We start from the raw sequence: 20,267 nt of genomic DNA on the forward strand, positions 1-20,267 counted from the left end.
CAGTTCATTCCTGACGTATTACGCACACTGAGGCAGGGCTATACTTAAGACGAGTATTTAGCTGGGGGTGGTAAACGATGCCTGGACCGCAGGAATATAAAATTTTGCTGGCGGGATAGGGGAAACAGGTTGAGGAAGACCCTGCATATCGGTGGTCTGTGGAGTAACTGGCGTCGGGATGGTGGCTATAGATGAATATCTATACGTTTGATTTTGACGAGATTGAAAATCAGAGTGATTTCTACCGTGAGTTTGCACGTACATTCGGTCTGGCCCGGGAAAAGGTGGTTGATTTAGATTCTTTGTGGGAGGTTGTGGTTGGGGAAATCTTGCCTTTACCTCTGGAAATCGAATTTGTTCATTTACCGGATAAGTTACGCAGGCGATATGGCGCGCTGATTTTACTGTTCGATGAAGCAGAAGAAGAGCTCGAAGGACAGTTACGCTTTAACGTTCGTCACTCAAAACAGGTATAAAAAAGCCCCCGGCAGGCGGGGGCAAGTCGTCGGACTAGACGACGAGGGTTTATTTGTACAATTCTGCGGTTGCATGCCAGTGAGCACCTTCACGGAGTTCAGTGACACGATAGCTGCTGGCGCCCGCTTTTTCTGCTTTAGCGGCAATTGCCTGACGCATATCCATTGGTGAGCTACCGATCTGAGATACAGAGATGGTACCCATGGATTGCAGATTCTGTGCTTCTTGCGAGTTCACCTGATTAACAGCGGCGCTTGCACCGAAAGAGAGAACTGAGAGAAGGCTTAAAGTTGCAACAGTGGTTTTGATTTTCATGATATTTACCTCGTCGAATTCTTTTACTAGGGGTCTTTGTTTCGTGACCCTCATCACAAAATCAAGTATACACTAATCACGCGATAAATTAATACCACGCTAATTGTTTCCATGGTAATCAAGTGTTAAAAAAATTATTTTTTATAACTATATGGAATTAAAAATACAGGTTAGAACTTATTTTTGAAAATAAAATCAATAAATTCATTAGGATATGATATTTTGCAAATTGTGCGTTTTTGATTGGGATCATTCACTGTGTGAATGTATTTTGGCGGTGAAACGCACTATTTGTTAAATGTTCGGTAGTGGAAAGTTGAGAAGGGGAGCAGAAAAGAGAGATTTTTCCCCGCCACAGGGCGTGACGGGGAAGGGGATTACAGTTCTTGTTCAAACAGTTCCAGAATGGCTTCGTACAGGTCTTTGACCGTAAAACCTTTGGCCGGTGTGGTGAAGATGGTATCGTCACCAGCAATCGTTCCAAGAATACCTTCTGCTTTACCCAGTGAATCCAGCAGGCGGGCAATTAGCTGCGCAGCGCCTGGGCTGGTATGAATAACGACAACGGCATCGTTGTAGTCGATATCCAGCACCAGATTTTTCAACGGGCTTGACGTTGTCGGGACTCCCAGCTCTGCAGGCAGACAGTACACCATTTCCATTTTCGCATTGCGGGTACGCACGGCACCAAACTTGGTCAGCATGCGTGAAACCTTGGACTGGTTGATATTATCAAAGCCCTGATCCTGCAACGCGAGGACGATTTCGCCCTGAGAGCTGAATTTTTCTTCTTTAAGCAGCGCTTTAAACGCCTTTACTAATTCTTCTTGTTTTGCCGAGCTTCGCATAAGTCACCCGTAATATGGCGGTAGAAACAACATTATTGTGCATACAGATGAATTTTTATGCAAACGGTCTGCCTCGTTCAAGGCTGAAATAATGTTATGAAAGAGCGGAATTTTATCAAATTTCGTTATCAAGAAACATGCCTGTGTCACGGCTCGCAAATAAGATTAAAAGTAAATTAAATGTTATCAAATTGATGTTGTTTTGAGATGGCTGTAGGGTATATTGTCAGCACCTGTTGGAAAGTTGCTCTACTGTGCGAGTGGTTTTGAATTACGTAACTTAGGTTTTATTTTACGTAAGTTAAATGCATAAAAGCCAAATTTGCGTGACTACGCATTCTTGACGCGTGGTTATTGAATTCGTTGGATTTGTGAATTAAGGTCGCCGCCGCGGAGCAATAGACATTTTGCTTATCAATATAATAAGGAGTTTAGGATGAAAGTTGCAGTCCTCGGCGCTGCTGGTGGTATCGGTCAGGCGCTAGCATTACTGTTAAAAACCCAACTGCCTTCAGGTTCAGAACTCTCCCTGTACGACATCGCTCCAGTAACGCCTGGTGTGGCCGTTGATTTGAGCCATATCCCTACTGCTGTGAAAATCAAAGGCTTCAGCGGTGAAGATGCGACCCCTGCACTGGAAGGTGCTGACGTGGTGCTGATTTCTGCGGGTGTTGCACGTAAACCAGGTATGGACCGTTCTGACCTGTTTAACGTGAATGCTGGCATCGTGAAGAATCTGGTGCAGCAGGTTGCTACAACTTGCCCGAAAGCGTGTATCGGTATCATCACTAACCCAGTGAACACGACCGTTGCTATCGCTGCTGAAGTGCTGAAAAAAGCAGGCGTATACGATAAGAACAAACTGTTTGGCGTAACTACGCTGGACATCATCCGCTCCAACACCTTTGTGGCGGAACTGAAAGGCAAGCAGCCTGGCGACGTTGAAGTCCCGGTTATCGGTGGACACTCTGGTGTGACCATTCTGCCGCTGCTGTCACAAATCCCTGGTGTAAGCTTCACTGAACAAGAAGCGGCCGACCTGACCAAACGTATCCAGAACGCGGGTACTGAAGTTGTGGAAGCAAAAGCCGGTGGCGGGTCTGCAACCCTGTCTATGGGTCAGGCTGCAGCACGTTTCGGTCTGTCACTGGTTCGCGCGCTGAGCGGCGAAAAAGGTGTGGTGGAATGTGCTTACGTTGAAGGCGATGGCCAGTATGCTCGCTTCTTCTCTCAGCCGCTGCTGCTGGGCAAAAATGGCGTAGAAGAACGTCAGTCCATCGGTAAACTGAGCGCGTTCGAACAAAGCTCGCTGGAAGGCATGCTGGATACGCTGAAGAAAGATATCACGCTGGGCGAAGAGTTCGTTAAATAACTCTTTTCGGTAGGCCTGATAAGACGTTTTGCGTCGCCATCAGGCATACAGATGCCGGATGCGGTGTAAACACCTTATCTGGCCTACAAGCCCATCGAAATGTTAAAAAAACCGGATGATTTCCGGTTTTTTTATATCCGCGTTAGTTCGTCGCCGGATATTCCTGAATCGTGACCTGCAGCGTCAACTGCTTGTCATCGCGCATCACGACCACGGAGATAACCGAACCGGGGCGAATCTCAGCGACCTGATCCATGGTCTCCAGCGCTGATACTGCCGGTTTATTATTTACCGAAATGATGAGGTCGTTGACCTGAATTCCGGCCTGGGCCGCCGGGCCATCCGGTGCCACTTCGTTCACGACAATCCCCTGAATTTGATCCATGCCGCTACCTTGTGCATGCAGCGGTGCAATTTCACGCCCGCTGATGCCGATGTAGCCACGAATAACGCGCCCGTCGCGGATCAGCTTATCCATGATTTTCGTCGCCAACTGAAACGGAATGGCAAAGCCAATCCCTTCCGGCGTTTCACCATCATTGCTTTTATCAAACGACAGTGTGTTAATCCCCATCAACTCACCCAGAGAGTTAACCAGCGCACCGCCAGAGTTACCATGGTTAATGGAGGCATCCGTTTGCAGGAAGTTTTGCCGGCCCGTTGGGTTCAGGCCAATACGCCCCGTGGCGCTGATGATCCCCTGAGTGATGGTTTGCCCAAGGTTGTACGGGTTACCAATGGCAAGCACGACATCACCAATATGCGGTACACGTTTGTTATTAATCGGGATCGTCGGCAGCCCGCCTGCTGCGTTGATTTTCAGCACCGCAAGGTCGGTTAAGGTATCGGAGCCAACAAGCAGCGCTTCAAAGACACGCCCATCCTGCAATGCGACGATGATTTGGTCGGCATCATTAATGACGTGCTTGTTGGTAATGATATAGCCGCGCTGATCCATGATTACGCCTGAACCGAGCGTGCGGATCTCAAGCTGGTTATGCGTCGTGCTGTTCATACTGCGGTTGTACACGTTGACCACGGCAGGCGCAGCACGGCGAACTGCCGGGTTATAGCTGGCAGGTGTTTCATCTGTGCTGTCGAACTGTGGTGCGGTAAGCGTATTAATTTTGCGCAGAGAGGGCATCGCGGCCAGCAGAATGGCGCCGACGATTAAACCAATCGCGACCGAACGTAAAAGCTTCACAAACATGATGGCGGCGTCATTAAAAAAGGGAACGGCAGCAGCATATCACGAGTTTACCGGACATCACACGGGGGGCTGATGTCCGGTTGTCCAGGTTAACGCAAAAGCAGGTAAATACTCTCGTTTCCACGAACGACCTGCAGAGCAATGATTGACGGTTTCGTTTCCAGCACTTTACGCATTTCGGCAATCGAGTTCACCCGATCGCGGTTAACGGCGATGATGACGTCATCTTTATGCAGGCCGGCCTGTGCGGCTGGGCTACTTTTTTCAACGTTATCAATTCGAATACCTTTGGCACCGTCTTTTAGCTGCCCGTCGCTGAGCGTGGCCCCTTGCAACGCCGGTGCAATCATTTCCGCACTGGCGGAAGATGATGTACTGGTATCCAGCGTCACCTCAACTTCCAGTGGTTTACCGTTACGCAGCAGGCCCAGTTTGACTTTGGTCCCCGGTTCGGTTGTCGCAATACGTGAACGCAGTTCGGCGAAACTACTGAGCGGTTTGCCGTTAAGACTGGTAATAACATCACCGGATTTCACGCCCGCTTTTGCGGAACCTGAGTTAGGCAGAACTTCGCTGACAAACGCGCCACGTTGTACATCCAGTTTGAATGCTTTAGCGATGTCAGCGGTCATTTCAGTACCTTTAATACCCAGCAGGCCGCGTTTGATTTCGCCAAACTGCATTAACTGCTGCGCCAGCGTACGCGCCATGTTACTGGGGATAGCAAAGCCGATCCCAATGCTGCCGCCGCCAGGCGCCAGAATGGCGGTATTGATACCAATCAGCTCACCGTTGAGGTTAAGTAATGCACCGCCGGAGTTACCGCGGTTAATAGACGCATCGGTCTGAATAAAGTTTTCCAGACCTTCCAGGTTCAACCCGCTACGGCCCAAAGCCGATACGATGCCGGAGGTGGCAGTTTGCCCCAAACCAAACGGGTTACCCACGGCTACCGCGAAATCACCCACGCGGAGTTTGTCGGAGTCGGCAATGGCAATTTGCGTCAGGTTGCTGGGATGTTGAATTTGCAGCAGAGCGATGTCGCTCTGATCGTCGCTGCCGATAAGCTTAGCGTCGAACTCGCGGCCATCGTTCAGCTGAACGCTAATTTTCTGTGCCTGATTAATAACGTGGTTGTTGGTCAGAACATAGCCTTTGGCAGCGTCAATAATGACCCCGGAACCTAACCCTTCAAAAGGTTGGGAAGGTTGATCGGGCAGTTCATCACCAAAAAACTTTTTGAACTCTTCCGGGACTTTCTGCCCCTGAGTGGCGGTACCTTCGACTCTCACGCTAACCACGGCTGGTAACACTTTTTCCAGCATCGGGGCGAGGCTGGGAAGCGCTGCCTGTCCGGGGACCTGGCCGGGAATCGACGCAACGGCCTGGAATGGCGCCGAGAGAGTTAACCCGACACTTAACGCTAATGCACTCAACAGCTGGGTTTGTTTTTTCATGGATCCTGCTCTCGTACCTTGAGTAAACGGAAGATGATTCAAAACAGTTTGATGTTATTGAATTTTCGGTTTGGTCACAATGAGGCTAACGACTAAATAATAGCTGGGACGGGAAGAGAAGCGGAGGGCGCAATTGCTGCGCCCCATAAATTTCTTAACGATGTGCAGTTAGTCGCGCTTTGCGCCACTACGCAGCAGGCCGGAAGCCCCTTCGGAATAGTCACGCGGCATCTGAACCGGCGCCTGATCGTTACCCGCTTCAGACTCAGCCAGACGATTGCGGAATGGGTTGTTTTCCGCTGACATACCCGGCAGCAGGCTGCTGGAACTTTTCGCCATATGCTGGTAGATCTGACGATAATCGTCCGCCATGTTATCCAGCAATTCAGCGCTGCGGGCAAAGTGGCTCACCAGCTCTTCGCGGTACTCTTCCAGTTCAGCTTTGTTCTTTTCCAGTTCGTACTGTAATGCCTGCTGTTGGCGTAATTTACGATTACCAAAACGCATGGCTACAGCACCAATAATGATACCGACGACTAACCCAATTAGCGCATATTCCCAGGTCATGAACATCTCCCGTTGTCTTTTGTTTCCGTAGGGTGTTGGCTTTAGGCTCCATGCCTGCGCCTGATTATGCCACTATAACCGCTAATCCCGTAGAAGTGGAATCCCGTGTTTATATCACGTAATGTAGAACGGCCTTTTTTTCGTCAACCGTGAGCGACGGCACATCGATTCTCAAGGAATAACAATAACATCATGCAAAGCTTTTCCCCGACATCGCGATACCTGCAGGCCCTTAACGACGGCAGCCATCAACCCGACAACGTACAACAAGAAGCGGTGAATCGACTGGAAACGATTTACCAGGAGCTCACGACGATTACACCTCCAGCGGCGCAGGAGAGTGGACTGATGGCCCGCTTTGGTAAATTGCTGGGTAAGCGTGAGCCGAAGGAAAACACGCCGGTGCGTGGTCTGTATATGTGGGGGGGCGTAGGGCGTGGAAAAACCTGGCTGATGGATCTGTTCTACCATAGCCTGCCGGGCGGACGTAAACAGCGTTTGCACTTTCACCGTTTTATGCTGCGCGTCCATGAAGAGCTTACCGCCCTGCAGGGGCAGAGCGATCCGCTGGAAATCATTGCCGACCGTTTTAAGGCCGAAACGGACGTGCTGTGCTTTGACGAGTTTTTTGTTTCTGACATCACCGATGCCATGCTGCTCGGCGGTCTGATGAAGGCGCTGTTTGCCCGTGGCATTACGCTGGTCGCGACCTCCAATATTCCGCCAGATGAACTGTATCGTAACGGTTTGCAACGTACGCGCTTCCTTCCCGCTATCGAAGCCATTAAACAGTATTGCGACATCATGAACGTGGACGCCGGCGTTGACTACCGGTTACGTACGTTAACTCAGGCACACTTATGGCTGGCCCCGCTTAATGATGAAACGCAGCGGCAGATGGATAAGCTCTGGCTGGCCTTGGCGGGCGCGAAAGGTGATCACGCGCCGACGCTGGAGATTAACCACCGCCCGATGCAGACGCTGGCCGTTGAGAACCAGACGCTGGCGGTATCGTTCACTACGTTGTGCGTCGATGCTCGCAGTCAGCACGATTACATCGCCTTGTCGCGCCTGTTCCACACGGTGCTGCTGTCTGATGTACCGGTCATGACGACGCTGATGGAGAGTGAGGCACGACGCTTTATCGCGCTGGTGGATGAGTTCTACGAACGCCACGTTAAGCTGGTGGTCAGCGCCGCAGCGCCTTTATATGAAATCTACCAGGGCGAGCGCCTGAAGTTTGAATTCCAGCGTTGTTTGTCGCGTTTGCAGGAGATGCAAAGCGAGGAGTATCTGAAGCGGGAACATTTAGCTGGTTAAACCTGCCGCAAATCACATAAAGGGGTCGATCTTTGACCCTGACTTCTCTATAATCTTGCGACCCCACGTTACGAGAGAGTTTTTTTCCCAAAACTTTCTATGCGCCGGCATAGGCTATTCGAAGGGGTAGGTTTGCTGGACAATGTCGTGTGAACCTCAACTGACAAAACGTTTGGGTGTTCACCAACGTGTAACTTATTTATTTGGGTAAGCTTTTAATGAAAACTTTTACAGCTAAACCAGAAACCGTAAAACGCGACTGGTATGTTGTTGACGCGACCGGTAAAACTCTGGGCCGTCTGGCTTCCGAACTGGCTCTGCGCCTGCGCGGTAAGCACAAAGCGGAATACACTCCGCACGTAGATACCGGTGATTACATCATCGTTCTGAACGCTGACAAAGTTGCTGTAACCGGCAACAAGCGTACTGACAAAGTGTACTATCACCACACCGGCCACATCGGTGGTATCAAACAAGCGACCTTTGAAGAGATGATTGCTCGCCGTCCTGAGCGTGTGCTTGAAATCGCGGTTAAAGGCATGCTGCCAAAAGGCCCGCTGGGTCGTGCTATGTTCCGTAAACTGAAAGTTTACGCTGGCAACGAGCACAACCACGCGGCACAGCAACCGCAAGTTCTTGACATCTAATCGGGATTATAGGCAATGGCTGAAAATCAATACTACGGCACTGGTCGCCGCAAAAGTTCCGCAGCTCGCGTTTTCATCAAACCGGGTAGCGGTAAAATCGTAATCAACCAACGTTCTCTGGAACAGTACTTCGGTCGTGAAACTGCCCGCATGGTAGTTCGTCAGCCGCTGGAACTGGTCGACATGGTTGAGAAACTGGATCTGTACATCACTGTTAAAGGTGGTGGTATCTCTGGTCAGGCTGGTGCGATCCGTCACGGTATCACCCGCGCTCTGATGGAGTACGACGAGTCCCTGCGTGGCGAACTGCGTAAAGCTGGCTTCGTTACCCGTGATGCTCGTCAGGTTGAACGTAAGAAAGTCGGTCTGCGTAAAGCACGTCGTCGTCCTCAGTTCTCCAAACGTTAATTGTACTCTGCTCCGGCAGACGACAATTTGCGAAAAAACCCGCTTCGGCGGGTTTTTTTATGGTTATTTTCTCCGCGTAGAACCACGGTAATTCGCTGATTGCCACCTCTTTTTCCCCATTTCCAGAATCGGCTCACCACAAAGGTCACAAAATCTGGTAAACTATCATCCAATTTTCTGCCCAAATGTCCGGTATCGCTCATTTTTTGTTTGTATTTTGAACAGTAATGGCTTTCCCGAATCTGGGTGACATCACTTCTGGCTGGTCACATAGTGGCTGGTAGCAGTAAAAATTCTGAATATACCTGGAGGTTTTCATGGCTGTCGCTGCCAACAAACGTTCGGTAATGACGCTGTTTTCTGGTCCTACTGACATCTATAGCCATCAGGTCCGCATTGTGCTGGCTGAGAAAGGTGTTAGTTTCGAGATTGAGCACGTGGAGAAGGACAATCCACCGCAGGATCTGATCGACCTCAACCCGAATCAGAGCGTCCCGACACTGGTGGATCGTGAGCTGACCCTGTGGGAATCTCGCATCATTATGGAATACCTGGATGAGCGTTTCCCGCATCCTCCGCTGATGCCGGTTTACCCGGTTGCGCGTGGTGAGAGCCGCCTGTACATGCAGCGTATTGAAAAAGACTGGTACACGCTGATGAACGTCATCGTGAACGGTTCCGCATCTGAAGCCGATGTTGCACGTAAACGTCTGCGTGAAGAGCTGCTGGCAATTGCCCCAGTCTTTGGTCAAAAACCGTATTTCCTGAGCGATGAGTTCAGCCTGGTCGATTGCTACCTGGCGCCGCTGCTGTGGCGTTTACCGCAGCTGGGTATTGAATTCAACGGTGCAGGTTCGAAAGAACTGAAAGGGTATATGACCCGCGTCTTTGAACGTGACTCTTTCCTGGCTTCTCTGACTGAGCCTGAACGTGAAATGCGTCTGGGCCGGGGTTAACCTGTATGGATTTGCCACAGTTAACGCCACGCCGTCCGTATCTGCTGCGCGCATTCTATGAGTGGTTGCTAGACAACCAGCTCACGCCGCACCTGGTGGTGGATGTGACGCTCCAGGACGTGCAGGTTCCGATGGAATATGCACGTGACGGGCAAATTGTTTTGAATATTGCGCCGCGTGCCGTGGGCAATCTGGAACTGGCAAACGACGAAGTGCGCTTTAACGCGCGCTTTGGCGGCGTGCCGCGCAACGTTTCCGTACCACTGGCGGCGGTACTCGCGATCTATGCCCGTGAAAACGGCGCAGGAACGATGTTTGAACCTGAAGCGGCCTATGACGAAGATGTCGACAGCCTCAATGATGACGATGTCGCGCCTGAGAGCGAAAACGAAACGGTGATGTCGGTGATTGATGGCGATAAACCGGATAATCACGATGACGATCCTGACGACACACCGCCGCCTCCTCGCGGTGGGCGTCCGGCGCTACGCGTAGTGAAATAATCAAACAGGCCCTTGCGGGCCTGTTTTGCATTCTGCGTCAGATATCAATAAAACAGCGCGATAGTGGCAATCATATTGACCACAAATCCTATCGCCATTGGGATGGCTGTCCGTTTTACTACCTCAAAAGGCGACACGCCAGCAATACCGGATGTCACGACAATCACAGCGGTAATCGGTGAAACCGCACGTGCCAGCGTGGTGGCGAAGTGCATCGGCATAATCATCACAACCGCAGGAATATGCAGCCCCGCAGCAATATCCGGGATCAGACTGGCGAATGACATAAACGGTGCATTCCCGGATCCCATCACAATTGCGCAGGCGGCGATAACCACGGCCATAATGATCATCACACCGATACCGCCAAGCCCGGAGTGTTCCGCACCTTTAATCACCGCATCGACGGTGCCGATAGTGGTTAAACCCTTGGCAAAGATCTCACCGGCCACCACCAGTGTGACGACGTTGGCAAACTGTGTTCCCATGCCGTCAAAAAACGCCTGCACATCATCCATAGTCTCACGCAGATTATGTTTATGAAGAAACTCCACAAACATGGTCAGCGACAAACTCATTAGCATCACCACCACCAGATTCAACTCTGCCTGCATTAATCCCATATGCGCCAGCAACAGCGAGCCCAACATCAGGAGCAGCGGCATCACCGGTAAAATGGCGTAATAGAGTGGCGGCACATCCTCCAGCGTCTTTTGTTCATTGAAGCCTGTGCTGTCTGGTTGTGTTTTTTGATCAAACCGGCGTTGAACGAAAAAGTGTGCGATGGCGACGGCGATGATGACGCAGGATGCGACAGGAAGTTGGTAGTGGAAGAAATAAGTGGCTATTTTCATCCCCGCAACCTGTGCGGCGAAAATTGAGTTAGTTTCCAGAATGCCCCATTCAATCGACATCGAAGTGGCAATGACCGCTACCGCGGATAAACGGCTCACGCCCAGGCTGACCAGCGTTGGGAAGAGCGTAACCATCAGCAGCATGCCCAATCCGGAAGCACTGGTGATGAACTGTGCCATGATTTGACCAATTACATACGTCGCGGCAAGCACAATATAGGGTGAGTGGATGTGCTTAAGTGGGCGGCTCAACAGGCTGACCATTGCCCGGCTGGCTCCCATTCTGTCCATATAGCGGGCATAACCGCCCACCGCCATGATGGATAACCCCAGTCCGGCCGCCCGGTTTGAGAGCATACGAAGAATTTCATTATAAATATCGACCAGCAGATAACCGCTGCTTTTGTCGCTGGCGACCAGTGCGCCGTACCCCAACCAGACGCCGCAGATCATCAGGAAGATCCCGGCTGCTGCCAGTACTACCTGTGGTTTGTAGTTTTTGAGGATCAGGTAACCCATCGTTAATAAAACGATGACAGAGATAATAATGCCGAACATTTTTTCACTCCATGCCAGAGAAGAAGATAAATCCGGTAATAACGCTGTTTTAAATGCGGATGTTATATTTTTTCTGGCATGTGTTTTGGAGTGGATATCGTGTTTTTATAATCGAGGTTTTGTTATTTTTCGTTTTAAAATAGTGGCTTATGATTTATTTTAAAGATGATATTCGCAGATTTCATAAAGTTAGTTTTATCCCATGGTAATAAAAAACTGTCCGCTCAATCATTCATATTTAAATATATGAATTTTATATATCATCGGTATGAGCATATCCCCCACAGACCACCATTTCACCCTGCTTTCGATCCTGTGTTACGATGAACTCGCTGTTATTTGTCACCACGACTTAGCTGAATGGACCCTATGAACGCATTTGATTCGCAAGCTGAAGACTCTCCATCCACCATTGGCCGTAGCTTACGCAGCCGCCCGCTGGCGCGTAAAAAACTGTCTGAAATGGTTGAGGAAGAACTTGAACAGATGATTCGCCGTCGGGAATTTGGCGAAGGGGAACAGTTGCCGTCAGAGCGAGAACTGATGGCTTTTTTCAATGTTGGCCGTCCTTCTGTACGAGAAGCGCTGGCGGCGTTAAAGCGTAAAGGTCTGGTGCAAATTAACAACGGTGAACGCGCCCGCGTTTCACGTCCTTCGGCCGATACGATTATCAGCGAACTGTCCGGCATGGCGAAAGATTTCCTCTCACATCCTGGTGGTATTTCCCATTTTGAGCAGCTGCGATTGTTCTTTGAGTCCAGCCTGGTGCGTTATGCCGCAGAGCATGCCACTGACGAGCAAATCGACAGACTGGCGAAAGCACTGGAGATCAACAGTCAGTCGCTGGAAGACAATGCGCTCTTCATCCGTTCAGATGTTGACTTCCACCGTGTGCTGGCAGAGATCCCGGGCAACCCCATCTTTATGGCGATCCATGTTGCGCTGTTAGACTGGTTAATAGCTGCCCGTCCGGCCGTCGCCGATCAAGAATTGTATGAGCACAATAACGTGAGTTATCAGCAGCATATCGCTATTGTCGACGCGATTCGCCAGCGCGATCCTGAAGAAGCAGACCGCGCACTGCAAGAACATCTCAATAGCGTTTCCGCAACCTGGCACGCCTTCAGCAAAAGTAAAAAATTGCGTAAGTAATCGCGATCCTGACGATCTTTTAGTGAAGCAGATCGCACTATAAGCGTTCTGTATTGTATTGCTGCTTATTTGATCTGGTATAATAGGTATAAAGGTATGCAGTCAGACAACACTAATCATCTTCAGAGGTCGTTATGGCAAGAAATTTAAAAGGCGTAATGCCAGCGTTATTAACTCCATTCGATAACCAGCAGAAACTGGACACCGAGAGCTTGCGCCGTCTGGTGCGTTTCAACATTGGGCAGGGCGTTGATGGGCTCTATGTCGGTGGCTCAACGGGTGAGGCCTTTGTCCAAAACCGCGCTGAAAGAGAGCAGGTGCTGGAAGTTGTTGCTGAAGAAGCGAAAGGTAAAGTGACCTTAATTGCCCACGTTGGCACGGTGAGCACTGAAGAGAGCCAGCAGCTTGCGAGCGCTGCGCATCGCTACGGATTTGATGCGGTTTCGGCCGTTACGCCGTTTTACTATCCGTTCAGCTTTGAAGAGCACTGCGATCACTACCGCGCAATTATTGATTCCGCCGATGGCTTACCGATGGTGGTCTATAACATCCCGGCACTGAGCGGCGTAAAACTGACGCTGGATCAGATCAACACTTTGGTGACGTTGCCGGGCGTTGGCGCGCTGAAGCAAACCTCAGGCGATCTCTATCAAATGGAACAGATCCGCCGCGCTCACCCCGATCTGGTGCTTTACAACGGCTATGACGAGATCTTCGCTTCTGGGTTGCTGGCCGGTGCGGATGGTGGGATTGGCAGTACTTACAACATCATGGGATGGCGTTATCAGGGAATTGTGAAAGCGCTCAAAGAAGGCGATATCCGGGCTGCACAAAAGCTGCAAACCGAGTGCAATGAGGTTATCGATCTGCTCATCAAGGTTGGCGTATTCCGCGGTCTGAAAACGGTACTGCACTATATGGATGTGGTTTCTGTACCACTGTGCCGTAAACCGTTCGCTCCCGTAGATGAACAATATTTGCCAGAACTGAAAGCCCTGGCGAACCAACTGCTGGCGGAAAAATCGTAACCGCGGGTCGCCGGGGGCGCTTCGCTTGCCCGGCCTGGATTTTTCGACCGTAGGCCGGAAAAGGCAAAGCCGCCATCCGGCTCAACAACAAAGATCGTCGGGAGAGTAAAATGAGTACTTCTACCCAGAGCATCCCGTGGTATCGCCATCTCAATCGGGCACAATGGCGGGCATTTTCCGCCGCCTGGCTGGGATATTTGCTTGATGGTTTTGATTTTGTATTAATCGCCCTTGTACTGACGGAAGTACAAGGCGAATTCGGACTGACGACGGTGCAGGCGGCCAGTTTGATCTCCGCCGCCTTTATCTCCCGCTGGTTTGGCGGGTTAATGCTGGGGGCGATGGGTGACCGTTACGGACGTCGCCTGGCGATGGTCACCAGCATCATTCTGTTCTCAGTGGGGACGCTGGCCTGTGGCTTCGCGCCAGGCTACACCACCATGTTTATCGCCCGCCTGGTAATCGGTATGGGAATGGCAGGTGAGTACGGTTCCAGCGCGACTTATGTTATTGAAAGCTGGCCTAAACACCTGCGAAATAAAGCCAGCGGCTTCCTGATTTCCGGCTTCTCCGTTGGCGCGGTGATCGCTGCGCAGGTCTACAGCCTGGTGGTTCCGGTCTGGGGATGGCGTGCGCTGTTCTTCATCGGCATTCTGCCGATTATCTTTGCCCTCTGGCTACGTAAAAATATTCCGGAGGCAGAGGACTGGAAAGAAAAACACGCAGGTAAAGCGCCGGTACGCACGATGGTGGATATTCTCTACCGGGGCGAGCATCGGGTAATTAATATTCTGATGACGATCGCCGCTGCAACCGCGCTGTGGTTCTGCTTTGCTGGCGACCTGCAAAATGCGGCTATCGTGGCGGTCCTCGGCCTGATATGTGCGTTTATTTTCATTAGCTTTATGGTGCAAAGCAGCGGTAAACGTTGGCCGACGGGTGTGATGCTGATGGTTGTCGTGCTGTTCGCATTTCTCTACTCGTGGCCGATTCAGGCGCTGCTGCCAACGTATTTGAAAACTGAACTGATGTATGACCCTTCAACGGTTGCCAGGGTCCTGTTCTTTAGTGGCTTTGGTGCGGCGGTTGGCTGCTGCGTCGGTGGTTTCCTTGGCGACTGGCTGGGTACCCGCAAGACTTATGTGTGCAGTCTGCTGGCCTCGCAGTTGCTGATTATCCCTGTGTTTGCGATTGGCGGGGCCAACGTCTGGGTTCTGGGTTTGCTACTGTTTTTCCAGCAAATGCTTGGGCAGGGGATCTCCGGGATCTTACCAAAACTTATTGGTGGTTATTTCGATACCGACCAACGTGCCGCGGGCCTGGGGTTCACCTACAACGTAGGGGCACTTGGTGGGGCACTGGCACCGATCATCGGGGCGCTGATTGCACAACGTCTGGATCTGGGCACAGCGCTGGGATCGCTCTCTTTCGGCCTGACATTTGTGGTGATCCTGTTGATTGGCCTTGATATGCCGTCTCGTGTACAGCGCTGGCTGCGGCCTGAAGCACTACGTACACATGATGCCATTGATGGTAAACCGTTTAGTGGAGCCGTGCCGTTTGGCGGCGATAAAAGCACCATGGTGAAATCAAAAAGTTAATCCGCTTGCCCGGCGTTGAGCCGGGCAAGATTCGAAAGGGAAGATGTATGTCGTTACTTGAGCTACTGGATAAAAAGATTGCCGCTGATGGCGGACTGATTGTCTCCTGCCAGCCCGTTCCTGACAGCCCGCTGGATAAACCAGAAATTGTCGCCGCCATGGCGCTGGCAGCCGAGCAGGCTGGTGCGGTGGCGCTGCGTATTGAAGGCGTGGAAAACCTGCAGGCGACCCGGGCGGTCGTTTCGCTGCCAATTATAGGTATTCTGAAACGCGATCTTGCTGACTCCCCTGTACGCATCACTGCATTTTTAGATGATGTCGATGCGTTGGCGCAGGCGGGAGCTGACATTATAGCGATTGATGGTACAGACCGCGTGCGTCCTGTTCCCGTCGCCGCATTGTTGGCACGAATTCATCAACATCACTGTCTGGCCATGGCCGACTGTTCGTCGCTGGAAGACGGCCTGGCCTGCCAGCAACTCGGCGCGGAAATTATTGGTACGACGCTGTCGGGTTATACGACACCAGAAACACCAGATGAGCCGGATCTGGCGCTGGTGAAAGCGTTACGTGATGCCGGGTGTCGGGTGATTGCCGAAGGACGTTATAACACGCCAGCACAAGCAGCTGAAGCCATGCGCCACGGGGCCTGGGCGGTGACAGTGGGTTCTGCTATTACCCGACTGGAACACATTTGCCAGTGGTACACCACGGCGATGAAAAAGGCCGCGCTATGACCACCCTGGCGATTGATATCGGCGGTACTAAACTGGCCGCTGCACTGGTTGATGGTCGCCTGCAAATGCGTGACCGTCACGAACTTCCGACACCCGCCAGCAAAACACCACAAGCGCTGCGAGCTGCTCTGGAAGCGCTGATTGAGCCGTTGCTGGCACAGGCTCAGCGCGTGGCGATTGCCTCAACCGGCATCATCCGTGAGGGCGCGCTCCTGGCACTGAATCCATTAAATTTGGGGGGATTGATGCATTTCCCGCTGGTGCAAACGCTGGAGTCATTCACCGGTCTACCGACGTTGGCGGTGAATGACGCACAGGCCGCTGCGTGGGCTGAATATCATGCACTTGGCGGGAAATACCACGATATGGCGTTTATTACTGTATCGACCGGTGTTGGTGGCGGCGTGGTTAGCAACGGAAAGTTGTTAACCGGAGCCGGGGGGCTGGCGGGGCATGTAGGTCATACACTGGCGGACCCGTATGGTCCGCAATGTGGTTGTGGACGAGTGGGGTGCGTGGAGGCTATCGCTTCCGGCCGTGGGATTGCAGCGGCAGCCGAAGGCTCACTTGCTGGATGTGATGCAAAAACTATTTTTAGCCGGGCCAGACAAGGGGATGAACAGGCGTGTCAATTGATCCAGCGATCGGCATGCACGTTGGCACGTCTGATTGCCGATGTGAAGGCGACAACCGACTGCCAGTGCGTTGTTATTGGCGGAAGCGTCGGGTTGGCTGAAGGTTATCTGGCGCAGGTGAAAGCCTGGCTGGCACAGGAACCCGCGACTTATCACGTGAAATTACTGGCGGCACATTACCGTCATGACGCTGGACTACTGGGGGCCGCGCTGTTGGCCCAGGGAGAATGATGATGATGTCAGGGGATTTACAGTCTCAGCTTTCTGCTGGATTGCATCCGGTATTGCAGCAGGCATTAACGCTTGCCATTGCGGCGAATCCTCAGGAGAAGACACCAGGGCGCTACGCGTTGCAAGGCGATACTATTTTTATGAATGTCATGCAGTTTGCGACGCAGAGCCCAGAGCAAAAGAAAGCGGAACTGCATCAGCAGTACATTGATATTCAGGTGCTGTTGTCCGGCGAAGAACGCATTCTGTTCGGGATGACCGATTCTGCTCGCCAGTGCGATGAGATGCATGTTGAGGATGACTATCAGCTGTGCAGCGAGATTGCCGATGAGCAGGCGATCGTACTGAAGCCGGGAAGATTTGCGATTTTTATGCCGGGCGAGCCGCATAAACCGGGCTGTGTGGTGCAAGCCCCGATGGACATTAAAAAGGTGGTGATTAAGGTGCGCGCCAGCTTATTACACGTCTGACAGACCGTGTCGGATGGCAAGGCTTGTGCCATCCGACACTGGATAGAACAACCTAGCGCTTAAACGTCACCGCTTCCGGTTGTGCCAGATGCAGCGTGGTCTGGCTTGGCACCGTTTCAGCAATAACCCGCCCATGGCGAATTGAATAACGTGCAGGTGTCTGGCGGCGAACCGCATCAAATCCATTTTCTGCAGGTAAAATCACCAGGTTAGCGGAATTCCCAATACTTAAACCGTAGTCCTGTAAGTGTAGGGTTTTCGCGCTGTGGGTGGTGATGAGATTTAGCCCATCATTGATTTGTCCGTACCCCATCAACTGACACACATGTAATCCCATATGCAGAACTTGCAGCATATTCGCGGTTCCCAATGGGTACCACGGGTCAAAAACGTCATCATGCCCAAAGCAAACATTGATGTCCGCTTCCAGCATCTCCTTGACGCGGGTGATGCCACGGCGCTTAGGATAGGTGTCAAAACGTCCTTGCAGGTGAATATTCACTAGCGGATTCGCGACGAAGTTAATACCTGACATTTTTAACAGACGGAAAAGGCGGGAAGCATATGCGCCGTTGTAGGAATGCATCGCTGTGGTGTGGCTGGCTGTCACGCGCGATCCCATGCCATCGCGATGTGCCAGCGCCGCGACGGTTTCAACAAAGCGCGATTGCTCATCATCAATCTCGTCACAGTGCACATCGATAAGTCGGTCATACTTCTGTGCCAGGGCGAAAGTTTTGTGCAGCGATTCGACGCCATATTCACGCGTGAATTCAAAGTGAGGAATTGCGCCAATGACGTCGGCACCCAAACGCACAGCTTCTTCTAGCAGCGCTTCGCCGTTGGGATAAGAAAGAATACCTTCCTGTGGGAACGCCACAATCTGCAGCTCCACCCACGGTGCCACTTCTTGCTTCACTTCCAGCATGGCTTTCAGCGCCGTCAGCGTAGGATCGGAAACGTCTACGTGAGTTCGGACATACTGGATGCCGTTGGCCATCTGCCACTTGAGAGTCTGCATGGCGCGGGTCTTCACGTCTTCGTGGGTGAGCATCGCCTTGCGTTCGGCCCAGCGCTCAATACCTTCAAACAACGTACCCGATTGGTTCCAACTGGGCTCCCCAGCAGTTTGCGTGGTGTCCAGATGGATATGTGGCTCAACGAACGGTGGAATGGCCAGCCCGCCTTCAGCATCAAGCACCTTGCCCTGTGGCGCAGATGCTGTTTCCTGGGGATCAATACGGCTAAAACGCCCGTTTTCAATCGTGATTTGCCACAATCCTTCACGCCCCTGCAGACGGGTTTGAGTTAGAGTGATGGTGTTATTCTGCATGGCTGACCTCCGGGGATTTAGCAAGGCTGCGATTGAAAAGTGGGTTCAGCAGGATATAGCTGAATACGCCGCCAAGTACGGCGTTGACCGGCACAATACCGGGAATATAGTGACCTGCGGCGATGCCCAATGCAACGGACAGGATCGCTATCCAGTTTACGGAAATAAATTGCGCTTTGCTGAAGTCGGCATAGCGGCGATGGTTCAGCAGATAGTCGGCGATGATCACCCCGCCAATCGGGGGAATTGCTGCCGACAGAAAAGTCAGCCAGCCAACAAAGTTATTGTAAAGCCACAGTGCGCACAGTGTGCCGATAATGCCGTTAGCCACCGACAGCGTACGGCTGGAAAGGCCGGTAATATTGGCAAATCCCAGACCTGAGGCATACAGCGCATTGTCGTTAGTCGTCCAGATATTCAGGCCGAGAACGATGATCGCGGGCAGCAGCAGCCCCTGGGCAATCATCACGTCGGAGATATCCGCCTGTCCAACCGCAGCCGCGCCCGCAGCGCCGAAGATGAACATCAAGGAGTTGCCAAGGAAAAACGCCACCATGGCGATCAGCACTGCGCCTTTGGCGTTGCGACCAAAGCGAACGAAGTCGGCGGTTAATGTTCCTGCGCTGACAAACGATCCGACGACCAGCGCCAGTGCTGTGGAAAAATTCAGCGGTGTCTGCGGCACAATTGCTTTTAAATGATCCAATCCCCCCACATCGCTCACTGCCAGCCAGACAGAGTAACTGCCAAGAATGACGATAGCGGGAACGGCGATGATGGACAAAATGGTGAGTGCCGAGATACCAAAGAAGATGGTCATGGTCATCAGCAGACCGGAAACTGCAATCAGGATGTTGACGTCAATACCCGTCGCTTTACCCACCGGGATGGCGAACATTGCCACGCCGACGCCAAACCAGCCCACCTGTGTGCCGCCTAGTAGCATTGAGGGAAGCCATGAACCTTTTATGCCAAATGAGTAACGTGCGAGGAGGTGGGTAGAGAGACCTGTTTTTGCGCCAATATAACCGAGAAATGCAGTGTAAATACCGAGGAGGAGATTACCGAAGAGAACTGCCAGGAAGAAATCATTATAGGAAAGACCGGTACCGAGTGTGCCTCCGGTCCACATACTGGCTGAAAAGAATGTTAACCCCAACATCACAAACGTCAGTGGAACCACGCCTTTCCGCGCCGCCAGAGGGACGGGGCCCTGGCTATAATTGTTGTCCTGCGACACAACGCCTCCTTGAATTTTGCCCAAAAAATCCGCCGCATCATATACACTTCTCAGAATAAAGCAAACGATTACGTATAATCTTTACATGGTTATTATTTATGGTGTTGATGATTGCGTTGATTTTTGGGCTCGACATTTTTAACCGATAAGAAGCGGACAAACGCCGACCAGGGTAGTGGAAAAGATTAAGTCAGTTACGCCAAATGGTAAGATTCTGCAGACACTGTCTGCGGAATTTCAATGTACTGAATATACAGCTGTATTTGTGAGCGGCTTTCGAAAAATGATTCCGCATGTATTTAGTGGAGGAATATTGGCTCCCCATCCATCAGCGTCAGGGGAGCCAGA

At 51.7% G+C, this 20,267-nt stretch carries 21 protein-coding genes and 1 pseudogene; 13 read left to right on the plus strand and 9 right to left on the minus strand.

Annotated features, from left to right (window positions below; all coding sequences use genetic code 11):
• Window positions 1-191 precede the first annotated feature (191 nt).
• Window positions 192-476, plus strand: a complete 285-nt coding sequence (locus tag OGY19_RS10860; protein WP_048213449.1) for a barstar family protein — start codon at window positions 192-194, stop codon at window positions 474-476.
• Between the two features lie 49 nt (window positions 477-525).
• On the opposite strand, the gene yhcN is transcribed toward OGY19_RS10860, so the two are convergent.
• Window positions 526-792 (minus strand): peroxide/acid stress response protein YhcN, encoded by a 267-nt coding sequence (gene yhcN / locus OGY19_RS10865; RefSeq protein ID WP_005121357.1) that lies wholly within the window; start codon window positions 790-792, stop codon window positions 526-528.
• 377 nt (window positions 793-1,169) lie between these two features.
• Window positions 1,170-1,640, minus strand: coding sequence for a transcriptional regulator ArgR (gene argR / locus OGY19_RS10870; protein WP_003025162.1), 471 nt, complete (start codon window positions 1,638-1,640; stop codon window positions 1,170-1,172).
• A gap of 436 nt (window positions 1,641-2,076) precedes the next feature.
• Here argR and mdh point away from each other — a divergent pair, with 436 nt between their 5' ends.
• Window positions 2,077-3,012, plus strand: a complete 936-nt coding sequence (gene mdh, locus OGY19_RS10875; RefSeq protein ID WP_040234161.1) for a malate dehydrogenase — start codon at window positions 2,077-2,079, stop codon at window positions 3,010-3,012.
• A gap of 142 nt (window positions 3,013-3,154) precedes the next feature.
• Here the strand turns inward: mdh and degS are convergent, their stop codons facing one another.
• The 3 genes from degS to zapG all read right to left on the minus strand — a co-directional run bounded on the left by degS (window position 3,155) and on the right by zapG (window position 6,246).
• Window positions 3,155-4,222, minus strand: a complete 1,068-nt coding sequence (gene degS / locus OGY19_RS10880; protein ID WP_005121354.1) for an outer membrane-stress sensor serine endopeptidase DegS — start codon at window positions 4,220-4,222, stop codon at window positions 3,155-3,157.
• A gap of 89 nt (window positions 4,223-4,311) precedes the next feature.
• Window positions 4,312-5,679: a serine endoprotease DegQ gene (gene degQ, locus OGY19_RS10885; protein ID WP_048213447.1), complete on the minus strand. Its 1,368-nt coding sequence runs from the start codon at window positions 5,677-5,679 to the stop codon at window positions 4,312-4,314.
• Window positions 5,680-5,847: 168 nt separating this feature from the next.
• On the minus strand, window positions 5,848-6,246 hold the full coding sequence (gene zapG, locus OGY19_RS10890) for a Z-ring associated protein ZapG (protein ID WP_005121352.1): 399 nt from the start codon (window positions 6,244-6,246) through the stop codon (window positions 5,848-5,850).
• A gap of 192 nt (window positions 6,247-6,438) precedes the next feature.
• On the opposite strand from zapG, the gene zapE reads away from it, so the two are divergent.
• The 5 genes from zapE to sspB all read left to right on the plus strand — a co-directional run bounded on the left by zapE (window position 6,439) and on the right by sspB (window position 10,080).
• A complete protein-coding gene (zapE, locus tag OGY19_RS10895; protein WP_115601388.1) occupies window positions 6,439-7,566 on the plus strand; it encodes a cell division protein ZapE in 1,128 nt (375 codons plus the stop codon).
• Window positions 7,567-7,784: 218 nt separating this feature from the next.
• Window positions 7,785-8,213 carry a 50S ribosomal protein L13 gene (gene rplM / locus OGY19_RS10900; RefSeq protein WP_003025141.1) on the plus strand — a complete coding sequence of 143 codons (429 nt, stop codon included), beginning with the start codon at window positions 7,785-7,787 and terminating at the stop codon, window positions 8,211-8,213.
• 15 nt (window positions 8,214-8,228) lie between these two features.
• The gene (gene rpsI, locus OGY19_RS10905; protein ID WP_003025138.1) at window positions 8,229-8,621 is read left to right on the plus strand and encodes a 30S ribosomal protein S9; all 393 of its coding nucleotides are present in this window, start codon (window positions 8,229-8,231) and stop codon (window positions 8,619-8,621) included.
• Between the two features lie 317 nt (window positions 8,622-8,938).
• Complete coding sequence (sspA, locus tag OGY19_RS10910) at window positions 8,939-9,577, plus strand: stringent starvation protein SspA (RefSeq protein WP_048213444.1); 639 nt, start codon at window positions 8,939-8,941, stop codon at window positions 9,575-9,577.
• A gap of 5 nt (window positions 9,578-9,582) precedes the next feature.
• Complete coding sequence (gene sspB / locus OGY19_RS10915) at window positions 9,583-10,080, plus strand: ClpXP protease specificity-enhancing factor (protein ID WP_048213443.1); 498 nt, start codon at window positions 9,583-9,585, stop codon at window positions 10,078-10,080.
• 44 nt (window positions 10,081-10,124) lie between these two features.
• Here sspB and dcuC read toward each other — a convergent pair whose 3' ends face one another.
• A complete protein-coding gene (gene dcuC, locus OGY19_RS10920) occupies window positions 10,125-11,492 on the minus strand; it encodes an anaerobic C4-dicarboxylate transporter DcuC (RefSeq protein WP_115601389.1) in 1,368 nt (455 codons plus the stop codon).
• 360 nt (window positions 11,493-11,852) lie between these two features.
• On the opposite strand from dcuC, the gene nanR reads away from it, so the two are divergent.
• The 6 genes from nanR (at window position 11,853) to nanQ (ending at window position 17,346) form a co-directional block, all read left to right on the plus strand.
• Window positions 11,853-12,644 carry a transcriptional regulator NanR gene (nanR, locus tag OGY19_RS10925; protein ID WP_048213441.1) on the plus strand — a complete coding sequence of 264 codons (792 nt, stop codon included), beginning with the start codon at window positions 11,853-11,855 and terminating at the stop codon, window positions 12,642-12,644.
• Window positions 12,645-12,778: 134 nt separating this feature from the next.
• Complete coding sequence (gene nanA / locus OGY19_RS10930; protein WP_048213440.1) at window positions 12,779-13,672, plus strand: N-acetylneuraminate lyase; 894 nt, start codon at window positions 12,779-12,781, stop codon at window positions 13,670-13,672.
• Window positions 13,673-13,782: 110 nt separating this feature from the next.
• On the plus strand, window positions 13,783-15,273 hold the full coding sequence (gene nanT / locus OGY19_RS10935; RefSeq protein WP_286596476.1) for a sialic acid transporter NanT: 1,491 nt from the start codon (window positions 13,783-13,785) through the stop codon (window positions 15,271-15,273).
• 47 nt (window positions 15,274-15,320) lie between these two features.
• Window positions 15,321-16,010: an N-acetylmannosamine-6-phosphate 2-epimerase gene (locus OGY19_RS10940; protein WP_048213438.1), complete on the plus strand. Its 690-nt coding sequence runs from the start codon at window positions 15,321-15,323 to the stop codon at window positions 16,008-16,010.
• Window positions 16,007-16,876: an N-acetylmannosamine kinase gene (gene nanK / locus OGY19_RS10945; protein ID WP_115601390.1), complete on the plus strand. Its 870-nt coding sequence runs from the start codon at window positions 16,007-16,009 to the stop codon at window positions 16,874-16,876. The genes OGY19_RS10940 and nanK overlap by 4 nt, the downstream gene beginning before the upstream one ends.
• 2 nt (window positions 16,877-16,878) lie before the next feature.
• A complete protein-coding gene (nanQ, locus tag OGY19_RS10950) occupies window positions 16,879-17,346 on the plus strand; it encodes an N-acetylneuraminate anomerase (protein ID WP_048213508.1) in 468 nt (155 codons plus the stop codon).
• Window positions 17,347-17,398: 52 nt separating this feature from the next.
• Here nanQ and OGY19_RS10955 read toward each other — a convergent pair whose 3' ends face one another.
• From OGY19_RS10955 to OGY19_RS24565, 3 genes and pseudogenes are all read right to left on the minus strand, one after another.
• On the minus strand, window positions 17,399-18,679 hold the full coding sequence (locus OGY19_RS10955; protein ID WP_115601391.1) for a cytosine deaminase: 1,281 nt from the start codon (window positions 18,677-18,679) through the stop codon (window positions 17,399-17,401).
• The gene (gene codB / locus OGY19_RS10960; RefSeq protein ID WP_115601392.1) at window positions 18,669-19,919 is read right to left on the minus strand and encodes a cytosine permease; all 1,251 of its coding nucleotides are present in this window, start codon (window positions 19,917-19,919) and stop codon (window positions 18,669-18,671) included. Before codB ends, OGY19_RS10955 begins: the two co-directional genes overlap by 11 nt.
• A 122-nt stretch (window positions 19,920-20,041) precedes the next feature.
• Window positions 20,042-20,176: pseudogene (locus OGY19_RS24565) on the minus strand (DUF1016 domain-containing protein); the annotation flags it as partial.
• Window positions 20,177-20,267: the final 91 nt, after the last annotated feature.

The sequence above is a fragment of the Citrobacter sp. Cy070 genome (genome assembly GCF_030332245.1).
GTDB lineage: Bacteria > Pseudomonadota > Gammaproteobacteria > Enterobacterales > Enterobacteriaceae > Citrobacter > Citrobacter youngae.

Coding starts and splice junctions, on each gene's coding strand:
- zapG (WP_005121352.1), bottom strand. CDS start 6,246: ATGACCTGGGAATATGCGCTAATTGGGTTAGTCGTCGGTATCATTATT.
- sspA (WP_048213444.1), top strand. CDS start 8,939: ATGGCTGTCGCTGCCAACAAACGTTCGGTAATGACGCTGTTTTCTGGT.
- rpsI (WP_003025138.1), top strand. CDS start 8,229: ATGGCTGAAAATCAATACTACGGCACTGGTCGCCGCAAAAGTTCCGCA.
- OGY19_RS10940 (WP_048213438.1), top strand. CDS start 15,321: ATGTCGTTACTTGAGCTACTGGATAAAAAGATTGCCGCTGATGGCGGA.
- zapE (WP_115601388.1), top strand. CDS start 6,439: ATGCAAAGCTTTTCCCCGACATCGCGATACCTGCAGGCCCTTAACGAC.
- nanQ (WP_048213508.1), top strand. CDS start 16,879: ATGATGTCAGGGGATTTACAGTCTCAGCTTTCTGCTGGATTGCATCCG.
- OGY19_RS10860 (WP_048213449.1), top strand. CDS start 192: ATGAATATCTATACGTTTGATTTTGACGAGATTGAAAATCAGAGTGAT.
- nanA (WP_048213440.1), top strand. CDS start 12,779: ATGGCAAGAAATTTAAAAGGCGTAATGCCAGCGTTATTAACTCCATTC.
- yhcN (WP_005121357.1), bottom strand. CDS start 792: ATGAAAATCAAAACCACTGTTGCAACTTTAAGCCTTCTCTCAGTTCTC.
- degS (WP_005121354.1), bottom strand. CDS start 4,222: ATGTTTGTGAAGCTTTTACGTTCGGTCGCGATTGGTTTAATCGTCGGC.
- sspB (WP_048213443.1), top strand. CDS start 9,583: ATGGATTTGCCACAGTTAACGCCACGCCGTCCGTATCTGCTGCGCGCA.
- degQ (WP_048213447.1), bottom strand. CDS start 5,679: ATGAAAAAACAAACCCAGCTGTTGAGTGCATTAGCGTTAAGTGTCGGG.
- OGY19_RS10955 (WP_115601391.1), bottom strand. CDS start 18,679: ATGCAGAATAACACCATCACTCTAACTCAAACCCGTCTGCAGGGGCGT.
- nanR (WP_048213441.1), top strand. CDS start 11,853: ATGGACCCTATGAACGCATTTGATTCGCAAGCTGAAGACTCTCCATCC.
- mdh (WP_040234161.1), top strand. CDS start 2,077: ATGAAAGTTGCAGTCCTCGGCGCTGCTGGTGGTATCGGTCAGGCGCTA.
- dcuC (WP_115601389.1), bottom strand. CDS start 11,492: ATGTTCGGCATTATTATCTCTGTCATCGTTTTATTAACGATGGGTTAC.
- argR (WP_003025162.1), bottom strand. CDS start 1,640: ATGCGAAGCTCGGCAAAACAAGAAGAATTAGTAAAGGCGTTTAAAGCG.
- nanT (WP_286596476.1), top strand. CDS start 13,783: ATGAGTACTTCTACCCAGAGCATCCCGTGGTATCGCCATCTCAATCGG.
- nanK (WP_115601390.1), top strand. CDS start 16,007: ATGACCACCCTGGCGATTGATATCGGCGGTACTAAACTGGCCGCTGCA.
- rplM (WP_003025141.1), top strand. CDS start 7,785: ATGAAAACTTTTACAGCTAAACCAGAAACCGTAAAACGCGACTGGTAT.